Source organism: Rheinheimera sediminis (assembly GCF_004005375.1).
Classification (GTDB): Bacteria; Pseudomonadota; Gammaproteobacteria; order Enterobacterales; family Alteromonadaceae; genus Pararheinheimera.
The window spans coordinates 103,266-121,203 of sequence record NZ_RZUF01000017.1 but is presented as its reverse complement, the minus strand read 5'-3'; the positions used below and the strand labels follow the sequence as shown (position 1 = coordinate 121,203).

Genomic DNA, 17,938 nt, shown 5'->3' with positions numbered 1-17,938 from the left:
TGCTATCAACGCACGTAGGCCGGAAAATGAGCATTAAACAAAAGCTTTCCGAACCAAAGATAAGTAGTTGGTTAACCAGTAATGAGGTTAAGCAGATCCTGAAGATATCTGACTGTCACTTGATGCATTTGCGATTAACAGGGAAGCTTGAATTTATAAAAGAGGGGCGGCGATATTTTTATTTGCTACCGTCTGAGTTTGTACCAGGTAGATTGTAAGTGTAACTTGGGTCGATACGGTGTTGTTTTGCAAATTCGGTCTGGGTCAAACCGCTTGCTTTGCACTGGTCAAACAGCGCTAGCCATTGTTCGGAGCTTCTGCACATCATAGGAAACCCTACTTGGTGAATAATGCAAACAGGGTATGGAATATTAGCTAAAACTGGAATGTGGGGTTCGTGTTACGCTTACATTAAAAATGGGATGATTACCACCGAACGAACTCTCAGGGCAAAATGTGCAACGGCAGAACGCCAGTTAAAAGATTGATTGATGGGAAACGGGTTTGGGCGGAAAAGAATCTGACTCGAATCTAATCTGACAGACACCAGCACAAAACTGGTGACTGTCAGATCAAGTCTGAGCTAGTACATACAAATATGAACCTAAAATTCAAAAAGGCGTTGAGTAGGATTAATTCGCTCCAATATTTGTTTGGAGAAAACTAAATTAATTAAATTTATAAAAAATAACTCTAACTAATTTTCTCTTACTTTTCTCAGCTTTACAGAACTCAGAGACTTTGTCTGCATCATCAAGTAACATAAATTCCGTCTTTTCAGCAGTTGCTTTTTTTCCTATTTTAGGCAGTTTTGACTTTAAGATATCTTCAAATGCTTTGAATGATAAATCTTTAAGTAAATCTCCTGAATTCTGATATATCCAGTTTATAACGTCAATGTGGCTATGATCCAGAAAATGAAATGTTTTTTCCTTCGATTTTTGATCTGGGAATTCGTACAGCAAAATTTTTCTTATATCGTTAGTTTCGTTGTAATCCAACACAACAGCTGTAGTGCTATTATTATAGATAGCGATTTTTATCCCAAAAGAGGCATTATGGCCTGTCTTAACTGACTCTTCTCTTCTTGACATTTGCTGAAATAAATTTGATCTAATCTGTCTAACTACATCTGGTCTAACTATTGATAGGGATTTGAACTTGTTTTCGATAATGTAGCGAGACATGCCTGAGTAAGGCCAGGCTAATACTTTTTTACTGTCAACCTCAAGCCATAGTCGTTGATTTGTTTTTGATATGTTTGTTGGCAAAGGAATGCAAAATTCTTTATTCGGATAATTGAGTATGCGTCCTTCTACAAATATTAAATTAATACTACTTTTAATAATATTTCTACTTAAGTCGCACTGTTGTGTACAGTGAATTAGCGCCCGAGATCCAACAGAAAGGTTGCCCTCTGCCAATAATAATCCGAAGGGGAGAATATTAACTATTTCTTTCCCAAGCTGGTCGGTAGATGTGCAAAGTGAAGCGCATGTGATATCTTCAGTTTTTGTGCCAACAAAGTGTAGTGAAGCTTCAAAGTTATGTATTGCGATGTCTGAGTCTTTAGAGTAACTACAAAATCTCTCCGCATCTCCGCTGATAATTGATTTCACGTCACTTATAGCGGTATGCAGGCTGCTACTCGCTTCCAAATTAAATAGCATATTGCTAGTAATAATGTTCAAGAAATGCTCTGCGAAAGGCACATTTTCATTATCAAGACATGCGTACATCTGTTGTATGTACGAGTAATCTATATTCCATAGTGATTTTAATACATTGATCGTTGACTGTTTAATCGCTAACTCAAGTTGATTTGTAAATTCGCTGAGTGATTTATTTGAGCTCCTAGCCTTGTTCATCTGTTCGTATATCAGCTGGATAGTGAGCTCAGCGTTGTCATGAAGCAAATCGCTTTTCTTAATTATTGAAAAACCTATAGAGCTTATTTTTGCATTAACCCTAAATGTTTCCTTCTCATCATCTAATTCATCTCTAGAGGATATTAAAAACACTGACGGGTAATTTCCTCTTCGGCAAACATTACCAATGTATTCTGCTAGTTTGATAAATTCGCTGTCAAAACTATCGCCCATCATGATGTCCATAATGATTACATCATAGCTAGTTAATTCATCAGGCGACACAGGTCTTTTATGTGTCTTACTAAGTTGGAAATTCTCTGAACCAAATACCGTAAAAAATGGCTTAAAAACATTAAGTCTATTGTTTATGACATCAGAGAAATCTTTGAGGTGTTCATGAAATGCTCCATCAAAAAGATTCTTATAGTCATCTTTTAATAATACTTTTTCTACAAAATCGGATGAGTTTACAAATGTTTGGATTGCATCGATATCGTCAATATCGTTGACAAATTCATTTTTTTCTATGTACTGTATTGTTTCAGTAAATTCTTTAGAACCTTGATCATTTAGGAAATGAGCGATTTTTTCATTGGCTCCTTCCATCATTATTGTTGGCTCAGCCAGGTCGTCATCTAGAATTATAACTTTTTTAACGCTACTCACATTAGTTCCCTCAAGTGTAAGCTCAAATTTTAATCTTTAGGTAGTTCTAAAATAAAGTTTCTTAGCCTTCCATCGAAATCTACTTCAGAGTCCAGATAAATTGCACATTTATGGTACTCAGCTATTTCTCGGCATATAAATAGACCTAGCCCCTTACCCTTTGCTCTGCCTGTGTAATATGCTTTAAATATATCGTCTTTATTAGAGGGATCTACTCCGGGGCCATTATCTCTAATCAGTAATGTTTTTGATTGGGTGTCTAAGTCTATCTCTATAATTCTTTGACCGTCTGAGCTTGTTGTGCTTTGTTGCAGCCAGTAAATTGAATTTGACAAAAGATTTTCTAGCACCAAAGCAACAAGGCCAACGACCATGTTTACATCACACTCTTTCTGGCTACCTAAAATACCGTCGATCATAAATTTCACATCTACTTGATGTCTCTCAAAACGGCCAGAAAAACCATCAAGCACAGCTCTAATAGTTTTTGATATATCAAAAATTTCTTTTCTATTTCTACCAGAAGGGCTTAGAGAATCAACCGTTCTTATTCTCTTATTCGTAACTTTAAGTTGTTCTCTGATAATTCTAATTAAACTTGCACTCTCTTTAGAGTTATTATTGTTCTCTAACCTTTTAAGATTTTCTACAGTGCTAGAAGTAAGTCTTGCTAGTTCATGAATAATTTTGTCAACCACCATACCTAAACCAGCAAGTTCTAATACTTCAATTCTTTGTTCCCTAGACATGTTAACTGCTTTTTCGTATTTTCTAATATTTTCATGCTGGGTTTTTAATACATGTTCTATTTCAGCAACGATGGATTCTTTGTCTTTTGGCAGCACTTTTTTAAGAGAAGACATTTTTGTATAAGCAGATTTTAGTCTGTCTCGTGCATCATCTAGACTTTGTTCAGCAGTAGCTTCATCAGCTATTTTTCTCGCTTCATTTTCTTTAAAAAATTCAATATGACTTTTCAGGTCTTTATTGACTAATTCTGTTAAAATTTGCTTTAACATGCTCAGATGTTCACAGCCTATTAATTTTTCACGATTAGCTGCATCAATAAGTTTTGGATTTTTTTTCTGGCTGATTGAAATCGAGCCAACAGTTTGGTATCTATTAAAAGAAAATCCACTTGATTTGAGAGATCCGGTATCTACTTTTAACCAATCGTCCTCTAAGCTACCGGTCATTCCTATCCTAAAGTTGTCTCGGTATATCGCATATCCACCACACCACAAGTTGAGCTCTGTTTTAATCTCTGTAACGCTCTTGTCTATTGACGCTCCTTGAAGGTCACTCCGATTAAACCACAGTAAATCTAAATCAAATGCCCCAAGTTCAACCAATATATCCTTATCACACCCAAGTTCTCTTAATAAATCTGCTTCCTCCCAGATTCTACTTTCTGCACTGCTCTTACCTCTCCAGGTTAATTCCCTTTTCATATTTAGCACTGCATTTTCTTCAGACACAGAGAAGCTAACATGTGCAGAAAAGTTTGCTGCTTCTTTAAACCAAGAAAAAATCCCTGGTATTGGTTGTGGCTCATTATTAAGTCTTACTTCTATCGGAAATTTTCTCTTCTTGCTAAAGGGATTCTGAAGTCGGCGTAGGTATTCAAATATAAAACTCTTTACTTTTTCAGCATCCCAATGCGAATACAGGCTATTAATTGATATTTGTGTTCCACTTGCATTAATTTCTTTACTTCTATAGTTGCTGTGAACAGGTATTGATATATCTTCAAGATACAAAGAAGGATCATCAAATAAGGACCAATCAAAATTTATATTGCTGGAGTGGTTCTGCCCTGAAACGCCAGATATAACAGATGCAGCCTTACCTAGGCGCATCATTGATAACCTGCCAACGCCCTTTTCACCAAGCAATTTACTGTCTTGATTTGATTGTTTCTCAATCCATTTCCCGGGGGTTCCAATAACTAAAAATGAATTCTGCAAAGTATTACTGTCCATACCACAACCATCATCTTCAACCCGAATATGGCATTCCTTATCATAAAAATTATTCACATAACTTGTGATGCATTCTGCTGAGTCATTTTCATCGACTAGCTCTATTATGCCATTGATGAATTCCTCTTTTATTTCGTCAGAAACCCCATCAACAAAAAAGCTATCTTTGTTTGTTATTAGGTCATTTGAAGGAGAATTATTAATTTTATTGAGTATTCTGGCTATGCAAGTATTTCTTGGGTATAGGAAAGGATTAATTAGATCGATGATTACTCTAGATGCATTGGCATCTAGAGCATTTTTGATTAATTCATTTAAGGCTATTTCATCTGAAGTTATCAGTTCAGCTCCTAGCTGCCTTAAAGCTCTTGCCGAAATTCTAAATCCATTACCCATAAGAAAATTCCCATTTTTTTTTAATGTACCGCGTATACGCTTATATTTTCAAGTCCCATTATTTGTGACAAATGTTACAGGCGCCATTTCCCTCTTCTGCAAAATACAGCTCATCAATCTCAGTTTCTAATCCTACAAGCAGAGGATTTACTGGTCGGGACGATGACGCTTTGATTTTTCGATATTCAAAATCTGACTTGATTTTCGCTATGCGTTCTGGCTTCTCGAGCTCTTCCAATGGCTCACCTTCACTCCATAAGAAAGGTGACTTATGCTCAATTGCCATTTTTTCAATGGCTTTAGCCTCCTCAAAAGCTTCTGGGTGCCTCTCTTTAAGGTTAACCCACTCAATTTTTTGCTGGAAGAAGCAAAAGGTACAGCCACTTCTGGAACGCCATTCATAGTATTTTGGTAAACCCAATCCAGATGAATTTAATAAATCTATAACCGCAGCCTTGTTGTAGTTATCTTCTCTAAACGGCATTTTGACAACCAGATTTTTATGGTGAGATGAATAACCTTCGCGATGTTCCTCGTCAGAGCGGATTGCTACATAGCTATAGACGATGTCACCTTGGTTGATCATGTTGTTAACCCAAGCTTTAAATGGGTCAAGCTTAAGTTTTCTGGTACACCAGCGAACACTAGCTGAAGGTAAGAAGTAGCCATATTCATCAAGCCAGTAGTCAAATCCCCGTTGAGTATTTAATCTCGTTATAGTTTTACCTAAGAAACCCTCTAATTTATTTAAGTAGGTGTATACCTCTGGGAGCTCCTTCCCTGTATCAGTAAAAAAGTACTCAATGTCTAGTTCAGGATAATAGTGACGCATGTAAACAGCTAAGGCCGCGCTGTCTCGCCCGCCAGAAAGTCCTAGAACATGTCTAACTGCCATGGTTGCTATCCTCCATCCTTAGCTTTTCCAACGTTTTTGCGATTACCGCAAACTGTAACTCTTGGTCCAAATCATTCGATTTTAACTGCTTCAACAAATTAGTTGTTAAGTCTTCCAGTTTTGCATACGCCATGTCATCAACTTCTATGTGTCGGATAAAGTCCTTACCGGCGGCACCGTAAACTAATGCTATTGCCTGACGAGTTGGCTGCCTCGCGTTAACATCAGCAATAGTTTCCAGCTCTCTAAATTGACGACATAGATTGATCATTTTGTTTCTGGTTTGTACGACATTCTGATCTGTCCAATCTCTAAGTGTTAATTCAGCAACCAAAGATAGAAGTGCTACAATTGACTCCTCTGAACCATCGTAGGTTGTCAGGCGCCCCAGAAAAGACTCTATAAGAAATTCGCCAGCTGTGTCTTTCAGATTCTTTGCTCTTAGACTAATTTGCGAGTTTGATTGTGCATCCAACTGTTGCTTAAGCAATTGATCAAATCGCTTCAACATTGACGAATAAGCCGACGTGAGTTCCCGAATAACCGCAATAAGCTTTTGTTCAATATCGGAGTCATCTTTCTTGTTGAATACCTGCTTCAGGTCATAAAAAATAACTTTATGCGGGTCTGACGCTTTCAATAACAAATCACGAAGTGCTATTGCTTCTTTAGATATTTCTCTGGTATTTCTGGCCCATGGTTCTAGCCTGTATACGATAGTGACCAGTTTTCTTGCTGCAGTGAGTGGATCTGTATGTTCTAGGCTAATACCGCAGGTATTTAATGCTTTGGCGACAGAGTGAAGAAGTGCCAGTCTGGAAGGGGTTAACTCAACACCACGTAGTTCAATCCTCTTTATATTTTGCAGGCTGTAATCGATATCAATTTCTTCTAAGGCGGGTAAATAAATACCATCACGGTAAATTGCAAATCGACCTGAGTTAGACAGTGCGTAAGCCCAAAATAAGATAGGTACTAAGCCTTCTTTCAAACCGAATGGTGGTCTTCGCCACATGTCGTATATGTCTGCAACTTTTACTGAGTCATCTTTTGATTTTAGGTATGCGTCTGTCGCGTTCCATAGTGGAGCAAGGCGCTTTGAATCTTTTGTCGGGAGTGATAGTGTCCACTCGTTGCCTTTCTCTCTATTATGTAATCCCGTATTTTTAAGTGCTGTAAGGTATAAACCTTTCTCCGCTGGGTAGCCCTCAATACCAAGATCTTCATCTTTGATGTTATTCAGCATCCGATACAGCAAATTTCTTCGCGCGCTAACGCTGCTTGACGAAAGCGAGTCTCTATTAAGCAATTCGCTGAAAATTTTAGGTGATTTTGCAAAATGTTGATCGGCTAAGTCAGATGCAAGCCGCGATAAATTATCTGCACGAGTAGTTGAGTTGTTACCTGGTAAATACCATTCAATATCTTTTAAAGCTTGAGTTAACTGTCTTTCTAGTAGTGCTTTTACCGAAGCAATTCTTGAATTGACCTCTTTTAGAGCTACGCTGTCACCCTCTAATTCAGGTCTTTTTGCTGTAGCTTCATAGGCTAATAATTCTTTGGCTAGATTCGAAATCGTATCTGCGTTCTCTGGGCGTCCAACTACAAACACTGTTTCGGACTGTAAATGCTCAAGCTGACTTTTTACAGATATAGTGTCTGGCGAGTCAACTAACACAATAAATTGCCCGAACTCGTTAGGTGAATACTTGAAATTACGTAAGTGATTATTTAGCGCAGATTGAGGAACGATGGATATACCCATCCACCTTAACGTACCAGTGTCATACAAATGTTTTTTGGCAATGACTGGTTGAAATTTCGCGAGATTAGAAAGTTGCTGTGTATCTACGGCAGAGATTGATGCTCTTTCCTCAGAAACTGCCTTTTCAATATCAAAATCGCTCCCCTCAAACACCGACCAAGCATGATTGAACTTTCGGTGTACGATAATCTTCCAGTTTTCAAGATCGCTGATTACCGCTTTAAGTTGTTCGTCTTTGCAATCGTAAAACAGTGCTTGCAGCACTTTCATGTCTGCAGCAAGACCAGAGCCATTTTTAAAAAGATCTATGGCTGCAATATTTTTAACAACGGCAATATGAAGCTCTGTCCCCATGGCTTCTGCTCTGCTGACCGAATTGCTTGCGATACTCCAGCGATGACTGTCAGTAGAAGCGAGAATCGCTTGTTCGAGATTCGCTTGAAGATAATCCCAATAATCAGCTGGAGTATAACTTTGTAACTCATTTGCCAGTCGTGTTTTCAAAAACTCTTGAAAGCCATAAGATTCAGAGGACCCCAGAAAACTAAAGACACTTCTCTCATTCTGACTATATTGTTTCTTTGACGCAGGCCCTAGGATAAGTGCCGTTGAAGGATGAAGTGGCCAGCAATTTAAAAACTTACTTTCAATGTCTTTGCTAACACCTTGCCTTCTAGTGCGAATGCTTTCCGCAACTGGAACCATCACTTTATATTTTAATTGGTCTGAGATAGATATCTCAGAATCGATGGCGTTACCTAGAAGTTCGATAACCTCATCCGTTGACGAAATTAAAGGGATATCCGCAAATCTACCATGGACTTTAGCCCATTCGTTTTGAGTGCTTTCGCTCAGTCGCTGAAGTTTTCCATATTGTTTAAATGATTGATGCAAAATACCTACAGTAATTAAGTTGCCCTGTGTTCTAGAGCATAACTCTGCTAATTCCTGAAAAAAGTAAACGTCATCACCAGTCGTTTGGGCACCCTCTAAAAATTTACCCATTTCATCGATAACTAACAGAACACCGTCATGCTCGTTTGAATTAGATAGATCTCGGAGGATTTTAAAAATGCTATCTTTGGAATCACATTCCCGATTTGAAATGCGACCAACAGCTTCGGATATTGCTGCAATGAAAGAGCGACGACTACCTACCACCGGTATGATTAACCAGCTTTTTTCTGATGTAGGAAAGGCTTTGTCAAAATCAGTAATGGTATCAGTACGCAGAATTGTTTGTGCTTTGTGATTGTTCGACAATGCATTTGAAAATACCAGTGCTAGACTCGATTTACCGCTGCCGTATGGTCCGGTCCAGGTAAAAGCTCGCTGATTAGTATTAACAACCTGCTGAACCATACTGTGCAGAACACTGCGTGCCGTCTCGTGACAAATGTACCCCTCTACTGCATCTTGTCGCCCGATATCCTCACTTAATTGAATAGAACGCTGATAATAGGGAACAACTCTTACTAAGTCAGATAAGCTGCCATTTGAATTTTTATTACTCATATGCTTTCCGTAACATCTCGTTCATTAACATATCAACATCACAGTTTTGTTTTGACAGTTGCTTGATGCCTGCAAGGTCTGACCATCTAATTCGCCCTAATGAGACATCATCTGCTTGGATTAGGTAAGCAATGATAGAGTCTTCATCTAGTTTTAATATTCTGCCTGGTGAAGCTTCACCATACGCAATTGCATCAAGAGATAGCGTACTGTCAGTTCGACCAGAGATACGCCAATAATCCAGCACGATATATAAAAATAGAGGCAGATTTAACGAGCTTTTAGGGCCTCTGTTGAAACTGTAAACATCACTATTTAAATGGTGTATCAGACCTAGTTCGCCAAAAACAGGGTCAGTGCTGTCTTCAATTGCTGCAAGATCAGATTTTGGGACATAACTGCGAACAATAGTGTCTATATCTCTTGTCAATGAACCAAGCGAAGTTGCTTTACCAAGCTCTGAACATAAATTACTCAGTTGTTGCTGTAATTCTGATTTTGAGAATACGCCTGAATGAATCCGGTTAAACAGCCAATAGCAGGTTGTTGCCCGCTCACTTTTTTGAGCCAACCTCCAGTGCAACAGCCACGTACTAGATAGGTTCTCAGAGTAGGGATCATGCCCACTGTGTAAGAATATCGTTTTTGCCACTTCGGTTAATACGAAATGGGTACTGTCATGGTCTTCAATAATTTGGCACGCTTGGGCCCAATGTTTCATTGATGCGAGCATGTTTTTACCCACACCAAGTTCTGCAATAAACTCAATGCTGTTAAATTTTGCCTTTTTTATCAAGTGGTTGCTATCAGCCATGTCGACCACTTTCTTGATCCACATTTGTCTTAGCGGGAACGTTTCGTGACCACTGAACGAAAGCGTGATAGTCGAATTTGTGAATTGATTTGTATACATAGACCCTCACTGGAGGACTCTTCCAGACTTCATCGCAGTATACTGGAGACCTTCTCCAGAGCAAAGAAGTTTAGCTGGTGATTTACTCCAGTATAGCTTGTGGTGTGTTTTTATACAGTGCTTTGTGTTTTTTATGTGAGGTTAACTGTTGCGAGATCTTGTTTCTGGGCTTGTTACTCTGCTGGACTTTTTCACCAGATAGTTTGTGAAAGTACTGGGTGAGCCTGGTTTTCGACCTATGTTTGTCCAAACGTTAATTACTTCCAAGTTCAGCTCTTTTAGGTAATCTTTGACGAAGGTAGGAGAGTAATAGTAAAACTTGCGCGTGTCTTTACTGTTTGATTCATCGGGTTCAGCTTTAAGGCTAAAGTACATCGCCCCTCCGACTTTAAGTGCAAAGGAAAGTCTTAACAAAGCAAGTTTGAAACTATCTTCGGCCAAATGTAAAAGTGATGCTGATGCCCATACTCCATCATATTCTTCAAGCTCTGTTACATCAGCAAAAGCTCTGTGTTCACAAAAAGCGAATGGGTATTGGCTGCAGAACTTAACCATTTCTTCAGATGCATCAAAGGATCTGACTTTATAGCCAACTTGAATGAAATAACGGCTATCTCTGCCGACTCCACAACCTGCGTCCAAAATATAAGCCGAATTGGGGAGAGCTTCACGAAACTTATCGTATATGTCCTGCAGATCAATGGTAATAGTGCTATCGAAGTATGACATAGCATTATTATCGTAATAGGATATGGTTGCTTTCTCGTCAGCGTCCAATGTTGGACCTTCTTTCTTGTGGTTCGGCATAAGTGATTGATACTCCGCTTCTAAGGCCATGATTGCTGATTCGATAGCGCCGTCTATCTCAAGCGGCATAGACAGTTCAGACGCTTTTTCGTTTCCTTTTAGATACCCTTGAGATGCCAGCTTCAAAGTGGTTACATGCGCCGCATACTCTCCCAATATACCATGCAAGCTAGTGTTTTTAAGTATAAAAGCATTCTTTGAAATCAACTCAACGATCTGATCTCCGACAACAAGAATTTGATTTAGTATTTCTTGGTCCTTTTTCTTGAAGGTTTTGCCATCGATAAAATGCCTTACGGTTCCAAAGTAGCACTGACTTATTTGGGTTCTAGTCATTTCCTGTCTGCTCAGGATTTTATTTTGTCGCGCTAATTCTTCAGCCAGTGCATCCCGGTTTATTTTTGCCTGTGCTTTGTGCTCTAAGGCGAATAACATATAGAGATTAGATGACTGGATTCGCAAACTCTTAAATGGAGCAAAGAAATTCTGTAGTTGTGCTTTTATCTCCGTTCTTCGGATTGAATTAATTTGCTCTTCGAAGGACAGCTTATTCTGATTTAACGTTTGTTCAATTCCTCTGATCTCAGTCTCAAACTTAGTCCGCTCTGTTTTCAGCTTTTCTGCCTCAAGACCTAACTTTTCAGTCTCTGTTTTAAGCTTTCTCACACTGAAAAAATAAAATATTACTAAGCTTAGCGGGACAACTAGAACGTCAATGTAAGAAATGAAGCTATATGTTTTTTCCGCTACTGGTGGGTGAATTACTATGGAACCATACTGGGAGGACGGATATGCATAAGCAGAGGTTTCTTGTTGAAGCAAGGCTGGGGTTTCTGTTTGCATTTGATTTGTCTTACTCACGAGTTCAATCCTTTTGCTTTTGTGATAAGTACTTTTATTTTTGCAGAGAGCGAACTAGCCAAATCAGTAGCTGATGGCCATACATGTTTGTACGAGTCGATGAGTAATCCATCCAATAGGCTCGTCTGTACTTTATTCCATATACCTTTATTTTCCGCAATACATAGAAGAGCTGAATTCATTAAGTAGTTTGATACAAGAACGCCATTTGACTTGTATGCAAGACCAAGGCGACATTTATCATTTTCTCTGTGCTCAAACTCTACCAAACTGAACCAGTTACCTTCGTAGTAAATATCGCCAATTAAGACTTGGCGACGAGTCATATTTCTGGATTCGAGATAAGACCACTGCCAACACCCCTCTGTTTTAGTAAGCGGAATATATCTGGTCAGTTCATCCGGTTCCCGTATCTTGGCGCTAAAGCCTTCAAATGTGTTCAGGTGCTCAATGGCTTTGATAAAGGTATCGAAGCTGGCAGGAAGAGCTTTGGCACGTTCATAGGTGCTGTTCAGGCGGCCTGAACCAGTTGTTGAGTCGGTATCATCACCTTGGGCGCTGCTGAGCTGATCACTGGGTACCGGTGGTTTGGCTACAGCAACAGATTTGTACTCACATTGCTCTTTTGTTGGTTTGTCAGGTTCTTTACCAGCTATGTCACCAAATCTGTCTGTGGGCAGGTTAAACACTTCCATAGCACTGTTTTTATTGGGTGCTTGTTGGCTCTGAAAATCTTTGTCCGTGTTGCCCTGTATAACCCTTGGGCCAGCCCAGCCTGGCTTCTTTTCGCTATCAGGCTTGTCCTTCCCTTCCTCGGTTCTATTATCGTTGTCGCGGTATACTGTCAGATGCCTAAAGGGGAAAGCAGCTGTACAGCGAACTAATGACAACACCAGGTAACGCCATATCTTGGGGTCTTTGGTCGGAATCAGCTTACAGCGTGCTGTCAGATTGGTGAGGCCGCTAAATGGAAAGGCGCTTTCTATGTGACTGGGTTTGCCATTAAAACGATTCTTTAGCATTTCGTCATGCACTGCAGTAGCGCCAGCCCAGGCTTCGGGTGAATTCATAATTCTTGCCAGCACCCAGCCGTCTTCGTCAGAGAAACGCTGGCGTAAGCCTATTACTTCGCGGTGGTCTTCAGGTTCAGACCAAGTGTGTTCCATATTCAGCACTGAATGCAGATTGTGTTTTAAATCACCGGAGAAAACCACATCTGCCAGATCGGTCGACACCGCATAATAAAACCGAACCAGCTCAGCCATAGGTACCAGAATGCCGTATGGGTCGCCTTCATGCTCTATAGCTACCATTTTGCTGAAGAAGCCATCTTTGCCGAAACGGTAGTGGCTGAAGGGGATTATGTATTGATTCTGCTCTTTGCTGCTGGCGTTTAGCGTGCGGGTAGTTCGCTCTGAAATCTCCAGAGAACTAAACTCTGTCACCTGACCGGCTAACTGGGGCTGAAACTCGTTGTTACGCCAAATAGAACCTATGCAAAGCATGGGAAGCTGGCCTGTGCCAATCTGGATGGTTCTTTGTTCGTTGTAATCCACCAGGCTTGAGGATGCCGAAGCCAGCTTATTTGGCGTGAGTATTTTTATATCAGGAGTTTTAAAGGGGGTAATGATGACCTGCAGGGCAGGTTCACGAGCTACTTTTGGGTTGGGCTGAATGGCACCGAACCAATCAACCCTCCAATATTGATCATCTGAGGGGAATTCCTTGATCCCTGGAATCCCCTTCATTTAATCAGCTCCTTTGGTAAAGCCGCTGGGCAGTACAAAAGAGCAATGTAGAGTACAAATTAGCATTGTGCAGTACTATTTAGCGTTGTAATTCACAACTTCTTCACCCGCTGCTTGGCGATCGGCGTGATAACTGGATCTGACGAAGGGGCCTGCGGCAACGTGCTTAAAACCAAGTTCGAACCCAATACGTTTAATATCGTCAAACTCATCCGGCGAAACATAACGTTTGACGGGTAAATGGTGTTTACTTGGCTGTAAGTACTGGCCCACCGTCAGCATATCGACGTTATGCGCACGCAGATCGCGCATTACTTCAATAATTTCTTCTGTGGTTTCACCTAAACCTACCATCAGGCCTGATTTGGTAGAGACTTCTGGATGCGCCTCTTTGTAGCGACGCAGTAGCTCTAGCGACCACTTATAGTCAGCACCAGGACGGGCGAGTTTGTATAAACGTGGCGCTGTTTCCAGGTTGTGGTTAAACACGTCTGGTGGAGTTTGCGTCAGGATCTCCAATGCTGCATCCATACGGCCGCGGAAATCTGGCACCAGAACTTCAATTTTAATAGCCGGGCTTTCACGACGGATAGAGCTGATACAGTCAGCAAAATGTTGAGCTCCGCCATCACGTAAATCATCACGGTCTACCGAGGTGATCACCACGTATTTTAATGCCATATCTTTGATAGTGAGCGCCAGTTTTTCCGGCTCTTCCGCATTTGGAGGCAAAGGGCGTCCGTGAGCCACATCGCAGAACGGGCAACGTCTGGTGCAAATCGCACCTAAAATCATAAAAGTGGCAGTACCGTGGTTAAAACATTCTGACAGATTAGGGCAGGATGCTTCTTCACAGACTGAATGTAAACCATGCTTACGCATAGCGCCTTTGATTTGTTCAATCCTATCTGTGCTGCGTGGTAACTTGATTTTTAACCAGTCCGGCTTACGCAACATTTCATCACGTTCTGTCGGTAATACTTTCACTGGGATCAGGGCCATTTTTTCTGCGTCACGTAACTTGACGCCTGGTTCCATACGAGCTGTTTTGATGGTCATATTACTCACTTAACCCTATTTTGTGCTCAATCTGGCTCACCGCCAGTTGAGCAACAAATTGTGACTGTAACGCCTGTTTTGCTTCATCCATCTGTTGTGGACCGGCAATATCTTTGGTTTGGATCATCTGCATGCCGGCATAACCACATGGATTAATCCTGGAAAAAGGTGACAAATCCATATTTACATTTAAAGCCAAACCATGAAAGGTACAGCCTTTCCTCACCCGCAATCCTAGCGAAGCAACTTTTTGTTCTTGTACATACACACCAGGTGCATCAGCTTTGGCGTAAGCTAGAATGCCATAAGGAGCCAAAGCCTGAATAATCACTTGTTCAATCAGAGTTACCAATTCACGCACACCCAGCTTACGTCTTTTGATATCCAGTAATACATAGGCTACCAACTGGCCAGGGCCGTGATATGTCACCTGACCGCCTCTGTCAACCTGTACCACAGGAATATCACCAGGCATCAGCAGGTGTTCTGCTTTACCAGCCTGACCCTGAGTAAAGACTGGATCATGTTCAACAAACCACAGCTGGTCCGGACTTTGTTCTGTCCGCTCATCTGTGTATTTTTGCATGGCCTGCCATACCTCGACATAAGGCTGACGCCCTAAATCCCGTATCACTAAGCCTTGAGAATCAACCACAACGAACTCCGGTTCAGTTGAAAGTGCCGGCATTATACCTACTCTTCTGCTAAAAAGGGCAGCACCACTCGTCAGATGACATACCGAACCAGCTCTAAACGGCCAAGTTCTGTGTACAGTAGTTCCATATGTTCTTTGCTGGTGACTGTGACAGACACAGATACAGAATGATAACTACCTTTGCTGCTAGGGCGAATTTGAGGGTTATAGTCGTCTGCTTTGGCATGCTGTTGCAGTACAACCACTATATGGTCTACCAGTTCAGGCACAGCGACGCCCAGCACTTTAAAATTTACCGAGCATGGAAACTCTAAAAATTCATCAAAGCGGGTGTCTTTTACTTCAATTGTCATGATGTTCTGCTCGCAAAAAAAATAATCTTTCTCTATTTTAACAAAAAGTCCCGGACTTGCCGGGACTGTTTTTATCTTTGGCTATGTTGTTTCCAGACCCAAAGTCATTGGAGTTGCAGATAGACGACAACAGCTAGACCCCCAGCAGCATAGAATCCTGTGTCACTGGGGCTGGAGCATGCGATCAATAAAGCTGCAGCTTCAAGTACGAAGGGTATTACTGAAAACGCATTTTTACCATATCCACTAAGCGGCTGAATAAACCTGCTTGCTCTATATCTTCCAGCGCCACTAAAGGAAATTCGGCGATATCTTTATCACCTAACTTCAGATAAACAGTACCCAAGACTTGGCCTTTCGATATGGGGGCCACTAGTTCCTGATTCAACTTAAAGTCAGCTTTTAAATCTTTACGCTGATTTCGTTGCAAGGTAATAGGGGTTTCAGAAAGAACACCTAAAGTGATTGTTTCTTTAGTACCTTGCCATACACGTTGTTCAGCAAACTTCTCACCGGCTTTGTAAGGAGAAAATGTTTCGAAAAAGCGAAAACCATAGGTGAGTAACTTTTTGTTTTCAGCTTCACGGATTTTGGCACTTTCTGTGCCCATCACCACTGAAATCAACCGCATATCATCTTTGGTCGCCGAAGTGACCAAGCTATACCCTGCTTCTGATGTGTGGCCGGTTTTGATACCGTCTACGTTCAGGCTCTTATCCCACAACAAACCGTTACGGTTGTATTGTTTAATACCGTTAAACACATACTCTTTTTCAGCATAAATTTTGTATTCTTCAGGAGTGTCACGGATCAGTGCAACAGATAACTTCGCCATATCTCTGGCTGTAGTGCGTTGATTTTCGTCTGGTAAACCATGGCTATTGGTGAAGTTACTATTGTCCATGCCTAAGCGCACCGCATGAGCATTCATTAACTCAACAAAAGCGCCCTCAGTGCCTGCGATATGTTCTGCCATAGCTACGCATGCGTCGTTACCGGATTGCACAATAATACCGCGGTTTAACTCTTCAACGCTGATGGTTTCGCCTACTTCAATAAACATTTTGGACGAGTCTGAATACTGTTTCGCCCAGGCATTTTCGGTAATAGTAACGGGATCAGAAGGTTTGATGGTGCCATTTTTAATTTCCGTACCGATAATGTAACTAGTCATCATTTTGGTCAGGCTGGCTGGTGCTAACAATTGATCTGCATTGCCTTCTGCCAGCACAGCACCAGTGTGGTAGTCCATCAGGATAAAACCTCTAGCGTTTACTTCAGGAGGTTGTGGAGTCATTTGCGACGCGGTAAGAGGGGCTGTTTGTCCGGCTGCTAAAAAACTGGCAACACCAAAGGAGCAAGCAATAAAAATTCTGGAGTACGTATTCATGAGACCTTTCTTATGTTGTTAAGCTGCGTTAATTCTTAAACGAAATTGACTGTGGTGCTAACCACAGCTTTTTCTATCTGTAATATAAGCTGATGGATAATCAGCATTTTTAAAACGTTCCAGCCAGCTGTTGGCTTCGGCTGCTGAGGGCATTGGACCCGCTAATAAGCGGAAAATTCCATTGCCTTCGTTAATTTGTGTGGTTATAGACCATTGTTGCTGTAAATCCATACCTAACTGTTGCAGTTTGTCTTTATTACTGCTGGCGACCAGTTGGATAAAACATCCTGTCACTTTGGAACCTGCACTTACCGGCGCCTGTGTGGATGCAGCGAGAGTGGGTCTTACCGGTGCAGAAACCTCACTGGGGGAGGTCACGCTGCCTGGTCTTGGACCTGCCGGATTAGAGGCTATTGTCGTTTCTTCAAACTGATTGCGTTTAGTGCCTAATCCCATGGCGTAGCTTTCCTGATTGATCATGGCTGGAGAGGCTAAAAGCTCTACCTGAACTCTGGCAGTGCCTTTGCCCATCATGCCAATTTTATAAGCAGCGGAATAAGACAAGTCGATCACTCTGTCCTGATGAAAAGGGCCCCGGTCATTCACCCTTACTATGGCTGACTTGCCATTGTCCAGATTGGTCACCCGAACATAAGAAGGTAAAGGCAGTGTTTTGTGCGCTGCTGTCATGGCAAATACATTATAAACTTCACCGTTGGAGGTTAGATGACCATGAAATTTATGACCATACCAAGAGGCTATGCCTGTCTCTTTGTAATCCATCAGATCGGTGCGGGGCGAATAATCTATTCCATAAATATTATAGGGTTTATTACCACCACGGCTGAGCGCTTCTGCTTTGGGTTCAGGATCCGTCATCTCCAGTAAGGTAGGTAAACGATCAGGATGGCTGTCGGTGGCTTGCGAATAACGACCTTTGTTTGGTTCTTCCCAGGTTGCTGCTGGTTTAGTTTGAGCGGATTTTGGTGCCGGCGTTTGTGAACAGGAAGCCAGTATCAAAGTACAACATAACGCGCTTAGTTTTTTTATCATTCTTTTTGC

At 41.2% G+C, this 17,938-nt stretch carries 13 protein-coding genes; all 13 read right to left on the bottom strand.

The annotated features are described in order from the left end of the window. Positions 1–178 precede the first annotated feature (178 nt). Positions 179–328: an IS66 family insertion sequence element accessory protein TnpA gene (tnpA, locus tag EMM73_RS13080; RefSeq protein WP_186435214.1), complete on the bottom strand. Its 150-nt coding sequence runs from the start codon at positions 326–328 to the stop codon at positions 179–181. 340 nt (positions 329–668) lie between these two features. Beyond that, entirely contained in the window at positions 669–2,537 is a 1,869-nt protein-coding gene (locus EMM73_RS13075) for a hypothetical protein (RefSeq protein ID WP_127686959.1), read from the bottom strand. 29 nt (positions 2,538–2,566) lie between these two features. Beyond that, positions 2,567–4,915, bottom strand: coding sequence for an ATP-binding protein (locus EMM73_RS13070; RefSeq protein WP_127686957.1), 2,349 nt, complete (start codon positions 4,913–4,915; stop codon positions 2,567–2,569). Positions 4,916–4,973: 58 nt separating this feature from the next. Further along, positions 4,974–5,810, bottom strand: a complete 837-nt coding sequence (locus EMM73_RS13065; RefSeq protein WP_127686955.1) for a phosphoadenosine phosphosulfate reductase family protein — start codon at positions 5,808–5,810, stop codon at positions 4,974–4,976. Further along, positions 5,800–9,090 (bottom strand): ATP-binding protein, encoded by a 3,291-nt coding sequence (locus tag EMM73_RS13060; RefSeq protein WP_127686954.1) that lies wholly within the window; start codon positions 9,088–9,090, stop codon positions 5,800–5,802. The genes EMM73_RS13065 and EMM73_RS13060 overlap by 11 nt, the downstream gene beginning before the upstream one ends. Beyond that, positions 9,083–9,904: a DUF4007 family protein gene (locus EMM73_RS13055; protein WP_261373397.1), complete on the bottom strand. Its 822-nt coding sequence runs from the start codon at positions 9,902–9,904 to the stop codon at positions 9,083–9,085. The genes EMM73_RS13060 and EMM73_RS13055 overlap by 8 nt, the downstream gene beginning before the upstream one ends. 240 nt (positions 9,905–10,144) lie before the next feature. Further along, entirely contained in the window at positions 10,145–11,671 is a 1,527-nt protein-coding gene (locus EMM73_RS13050) for a class I SAM-dependent methyltransferase (protein WP_127686950.1), read from the bottom strand. Then, on the bottom strand, positions 11,668–13,419 hold the full coding sequence (locus EMM73_RS13045) for a hypothetical protein (protein ID WP_127686948.1): 1,752 nt from the start codon (positions 13,417–13,419) through the stop codon (positions 11,668–11,670). The genes EMM73_RS13050 and EMM73_RS13045 overlap by 4 nt, the downstream gene beginning before the upstream one ends. Positions 13,420–13,494: 75 nt before the next feature. Further along, positions 13,495–14,478, bottom strand: coding sequence for a lipoyl synthase (lipA, locus tag EMM73_RS13040; protein ID WP_127686946.1), 984 nt, complete (start codon positions 14,476–14,478; stop codon positions 13,495–13,497). Between the two features lies 1 nt (position 14,479). Beyond that, positions 14,480–15,166 carry a lipoyl(octanoyl) transferase LipB gene (gene lipB, locus EMM73_RS13035; RefSeq protein WP_127686944.1) on the bottom strand — a complete coding sequence of 229 codons (687 nt, stop codon included), beginning with the start codon at positions 15,164–15,166 and terminating at the stop codon, positions 14,480–14,482. A gap of 38 nt (positions 15,167–15,204) precedes the next feature. Next, positions 15,205–15,486 carry a DUF493 family protein YbeD gene (gene ybeD / locus EMM73_RS13030; protein ID WP_127686942.1) on the bottom strand — a complete coding sequence of 94 codons (282 nt, stop codon included), beginning with the start codon at positions 15,484–15,486 and terminating at the stop codon, positions 15,205–15,207. A gap of 217 nt (positions 15,487–15,703) precedes the next feature. Beyond that, positions 15,704–16,876, bottom strand: coding sequence for a D-alanyl-D-alanine carboxypeptidase family protein (locus tag EMM73_RS13025; RefSeq protein WP_127686941.1), 1,173 nt, complete (start codon positions 16,874–16,876; stop codon positions 15,704–15,706). A gap of 57 nt (positions 16,877–16,933) precedes the next feature. Continuing rightward, positions 16,934–17,929 (bottom strand): septal ring lytic transglycosylase RlpA family protein, encoded by a 996-nt coding sequence (locus EMM73_RS20470; RefSeq protein WP_127686939.1) that lies wholly within the window; start codon positions 17,927–17,929, stop codon positions 16,934–16,936. Positions 17,930–17,938 lie beyond the last annotated feature (9 nt).